The sequence below is a fragment of the Candidatus Vampirococcus lugosii genome (assembly GCF_018420025.1).
Taxonomy (GTDB): domain Bacteria; phylum Patescibacteriota; class Gracilibacteria; order Absconditabacterales; family Absconditicoccaceae; genus Vampirococcus; species Vampirococcus lugosii.
Window position 1 is genome coordinate 1 of sequence record NZ_JAEDAM010000077.1, and the last position, 4,536, is coordinate 4,536.

Sequence of the window (4,536 nt, forward strand, 5' to 3'; positions counted from 1 at the left end):
ATGAAAATTATGATCCTTATGGACTAAATTTATGATGATGTGAAAGATATACTGAGCAAAATATAGATTGGCAAGGTCAAGAATATAATGCTGTTGAAATATGATGACAAATTTGGTTTACTGAAAATTTAAATTATGATTATTGAGATTCTGTATGTTTTTGATATAACGAAGAAAATTGTGATTCTTATTGAAGACTTTATTCTAAAGATGATGTACAAGAAGATGATGTACAAGGTTCTTATTTATGTCCAGATTGATGGAGAGTGCCAAGTGATGATGATTGGAAAGTATTGGAAATATATTTATCTTGAATTGATGAAATTGCTAGTGAGTTAGATACTGATCATTCATTTTTTAGTGAAAATTTTGATAGATTATCATCTTATGATATTAAAAATAAATTAACAAATCAATTAAACTTTAATTTTTGATGAATTTTTTCTCCTCATTCTTCGGGAACTCGACGGGGTCCTTCTACTTCTTGAAGATATCGAGCAAGTGATCTTTGGCAAAGATGAATAGACCATGATAAACTTTGATTAAGGAGATCTTATGTTGATAGTGATATTGCAAGATATTCGGTTCGTTGTATGAAAGATAATGAGAATGAAGATGAAGATGATGAAGATGAAGATGAAACTTGTTGAGAAGATTGAACAAGTGCTTTTGATTGTACAAATATGAATAATGAAAATTCTTGTAAAAATTGAGCAAGAAAAGAATGTTGTGAGTGGACTGGTTCAATGTGTATTAGTAAATAATTTTAATAAATAAATATTTTATCAAAATGTCAAAAAAAATAATTTTTGGAATAAGTATATTGTTTTTAGCAATAGTTGTAGTATTAGCTATTTGAAACATTAATATAAAAGAAAATTATGAATGAAATGAAAATAAACTTGAAGAAAGTAAAATTGAAAAAATAAATATTCCTGGTTATGAAAATTATCAATCAAATAATGAAACATATAAAAAAATTTGAATTGATTTACTTAAATCTTCGGGTATTCCCAAATGACATATTGATTCACTTTCTTTACAAGAACAAAAAGAATTTTGAGAAAGTATAAATTATTTTTGGCAAAGACAAAAAAATACTATATCATCTGAATATATTCAAGAACAAATATGAGATTTATCACAAGATGAAAAAATAAAATATATTGTATCAAATTATTTTGCTTGAAATTATATTTCATTAGATGACATTTGAGAAATGTCAGAAGATAATTTTGTAAAAACTATTAATTTGATAAATGAACAACAGAAAGAAATACAAAAATATTTGGCTGAAAGAGAAAAAAAAGAATTAAAAGAATTAGCAACACAAGATGAAAGAATGATAAAAGCTATTAATGATAATACAGTCTCTCCTTATATTCAAAAAAAAACTGAAATTATGCAAATTACAGAAAATAGATGTGAAGATGTAGCATCATTTTCTTCTTTATGAAGATGTTTGGCATGATCAAATATGAAAGAAATACAAAACTTAAAAACGGTATTGTCCGATGCAGAATATGAAGAATTTAATTATTCTTATTATCTTGAAACTTATATTTCAAGACCTGCTCAAATATTTGAATCAATAGAAACTAATGAACAACAAAAAGCAGTTATGGATGCATTGGAAGAATTATATAATATGTGAAGATTAAGAAAATGACATTGTAATAATATTAAATATTTAGATGCAAAAAATAAATGTAAAAGTTATTTTTAAAAAAATATTTTTTATACAATTTTTATATAGTAAATTTATAGCAAAAATTATTTAAATTGATTTAAATTTTTTGATAAATGAAAAATTTTTTATTTCTAATAGTTTTAATTATGTTTTTGTCTGCATGTACAAATAAAGAAGATAATAAAGATATTTCTAATAAAAAAAATTATGATCTAAATAATAATTTTGAAAAAGAAATGTGAAGTTTATCCGTGCTTGAATTTGAACAAAAAATTAATGAATGAAAATATGAATTAATTGATATAAGAAGTTCTCATGAATTAAATGTTACTTGATTTTTGGAATGAGCTATTAATATAGAATATTATGAAGATGATTTTTTTGAAAAAATTGCTAATCTTGATAAAAATAAAAAATATCTTATTTATTGTAATTCTTGAAATAGAACAGGTCATACATTACAAATAATGGAAGAATTATGATTTATGAATGTAAGTCATTTGGAGTGATGAATACAAGATTGGATAGCAAATAATAAAAAAACTATTTCTTGTTCCGATTCAGATATTTGTTAATTACAATATATTATATTAAAGAAAAAATTTGAATTTAAGTAATAGAATAATTGCAAAATAGATATTTATAAGTATTAATCTAATTTTTTTAGAAAAATATAATTTATTATTAATATTATGAAAAAATATATATTGATGTTTATCAAATTTATTTCATTATTATTTGTGATTTTATCTTTAGTTTTATTAGTTTGAACATATGTTAATGAAAAATATTATATTGAATTATGAAAAGTATATTTATGAAATGAATTAAAAAAGCAAGTTGTTGAAAAAACAGACGATTTTTATTGAAACATAAAGAATGATAATCAAATAGTTTGATGAATTTTGGAAAAAGTATGAGTTGATAAACTTGTTAATATATGAAAAGAAAAAATAACTGATAATATAGATACTATTTTGGATAAAGCTATTAAGTGATGAATATTTTTATGAAAATATGAATTTTCAGACGATACATTATTTTGATTATGAAAAATTTGAAATGAAATAAAATCTAAAATTACTAATTATGTAAAAGATATAAAAGATAATTTTTTTAGAGATATTAGAATATTTTTGATAACAAATTTAATATGATTCTGATTTATTTATTTTATATTATCTTACAAAAATAAGATTTATGTTGCAAAAAATATGTTTTATTCTGTATTAATATTTTTTCTAGTATTATTATGATGATCTTTATTTTATGTTTTGGGACAAGATTGGTTAATGAATTTAGTTTCAAATACTTATTTAGGTTATTATTATCCATTATTAATATTAACATTTACTTGATTTTTTATTCATTGGTTTTATAATGAATTTTTTATTTAAAAAAATATTTATATTGATTTTTTTTTAAATATATGTAATATGAGTACATTTATTTAATTAAATATAAATTATGGATTGTGTTTTTTGTAAGATAGTAAATTGAGAATTGTCTAGTAATAAAGTTTATGAAGATGATAAATATTTAGCTTTTGAAAATATAAATCCTGAAGCAAAAACTCATTATTTGATAATACCAAAAAAACATTTGGAATCTTTTCATTTATTGGACGATATTGAAGATTTGGAATTAGTAAAATGATGTTATGATATAGCATATAAGTTGATTAAACAAAATAATATGAAATGAGCTAATTTGCTTATAAATTCTTGAAAAGAACATGGTCAAGAAGTTTTTCATATACATTTACATTTAATGAGTAATTTATAATTTTAAATATTTAAAATAAATTAAGTTATGAAGAAAAAAATAAAAGTTATTTTATTGGAAAATACAGCATGATTATGAAATAAATGAACATTATTGGAAGTTAGTCCAGCATATGCAAATAATTCTTTGATCCCAAAATGAATAGCAAAATTAGCAGATATAAATACTGTAAATAAAATAGAACAAGAAGAGCAAAAAAAAATAACTGAAAAAAATAAAAATCAAGAAAAGTTTCTTAATCTTTTGCAACAGAATAAAGAAGAAGCTTTATGTATAGAAAAAGCAGTATCTCCTATGGGAAAGCTTTATGAAAAAATAGATGAAAAAGTTATTAGTCTAAATATTGTATCACAGTACAAAATAAATATTCCCAAAAAAAATATTAAATTAAATAAAAAAATAGAAAATATATGAGATTATGAAGCTGAAATAAATTTTGAATCAAAAAAGTATAAAATAAAAATTAAAGTTATATGAAAATAATTTGATTTTAAGTAATTATGTAAGAAATGGTAGCGTTGTTTACAGTTTTTTTTATTTTCAGTGATAAAACTCATCTATAATTTTATATGGCATTTTATTATTAATTCATTTATGAAGTTTGACACAATTATATCGATTTACAAACTTTTTTAAAGACTTTTTTCTATTTTCTCTTGAAATAAATGTTTCTTTACTATGTCGCATATCCATTAATGTTCTTATTACTCTTTCAGCTTTACCATTTGTTTGTAGTCTTTTTACTTTTGTGTATCTTTTCTTTTTTTGAATAATTTATTTTCTATATCATTTTGATTTTCTTCAAGATAATCTATTGCTTTATATAGATTATTATCATTAATTTGTTTTATTCAATCAATTTGTTTTAACCAATTTTTGAGAGCATTTTTACTTTTAGGTTCAAATATTCTATTTATAGACATCAACATAATCTCATTATTATATTTTTTGATTTTGGAGGCAATTCAGAAAGATTAGCTATATTTCTATGTTTTACTTTTTTTGTATCTTTATCTCTAAAAGATTCAACAAGATAATGAGTGACATAAGTTTTTCAATTA

General features: G+C 21.0%; 8 protein-coding genes and 1 pseudogene. 6 read left to right on the plus strand and 3 right to left on the minus strand.

Features of this window, described 5'->3' with window-relative positions; translation table 25 throughout:
* The 6 genes from VAMP_RS04630 to rplI form a co-directional block, all read left to right on the plus strand.
* The coding region (locus VAMP_RS04630; RefSeq protein WP_244831614.1) for an FISUMP domain-containing protein at positions 1-764 on the plus strand (764 nt) is incomplete at its 5' end.
* 26 nt (positions 765-790) lie between these two features.
* Positions 791-1,726, plus strand: a complete 936-nt coding sequence (locus tag VAMP_RS04635; protein ID WP_213349787.1) for a hypothetical protein — start codon at positions 791-793, stop codon at positions 1,724-1,726.
* 77 nt (positions 1,727-1,803) lie between these two features.
* Positions 1,804-2,265, plus strand: coding sequence for a rhodanese-like domain-containing protein (locus VAMP_RS04640; protein WP_213349788.1), 462 nt, complete (start codon positions 1,804-1,806; stop codon positions 2,263-2,265).
* A 117-nt stretch (positions 2,266-2,382) separates the two neighbouring features.
* Positions 2,383-3,087 (plus strand): hypothetical protein, encoded by a 705-nt coding sequence (locus VAMP_RS04645; RefSeq protein ID WP_213349789.1) that lies wholly within the window; start codon positions 2,383-2,385, stop codon positions 3,085-3,087.
* 70 nt (positions 3,088-3,157) lie between these two features.
* Complete coding sequence (locus VAMP_RS07155) at positions 3,158-3,475, plus strand: HIT domain-containing protein (RefSeq protein ID WP_213349790.1); 318 nt, start codon at positions 3,158-3,160, stop codon at positions 3,473-3,475.
* A 27-nt stretch (positions 3,476-3,502) separates the two neighbouring features.
* Complete coding sequence (gene rplI / locus VAMP_RS04655; protein ID WP_213349791.1) at positions 3,503-3,958, plus strand: 50S ribosomal protein L9; 456 nt, start codon at positions 3,503-3,505, stop codon at positions 3,956-3,958.
* Between the two features lie 51 nt (positions 3,959-4,009).
* On the opposite strand, the pseudogene VAMP_RS04660 reads toward rplI, so the two are convergent.
* From VAMP_RS04660 to VAMP_RS07285, 3 genes and pseudogenes are all read right to left on the minus strand, one after another.
* Positions 4,010-4,174: pseudogene (locus VAMP_RS04660) on the minus strand (hypothetical protein); the annotation flags it as partial.
* Positions 4,175-4,215: 41 nt separating this feature from the next.
* The gene (locus VAMP_RS04665; RefSeq protein WP_213349792.1) at positions 4,216-4,404 is read right to left on the minus strand and encodes a hypothetical protein; all 189 of its coding nucleotides are present in this window, start codon (positions 4,402-4,404) and stop codon (positions 4,216-4,218) included.
* The coding region (locus VAMP_RS07285) for an IS1634 family transposase N-terminal domain-related protein (RefSeq protein ID WP_500681214.1) at positions 4,389-4,536 on the minus strand (148 nt) is incomplete at its 5' end. The genes VAMP_RS04665 and VAMP_RS07285, both read right to left, overlap by 16 nt.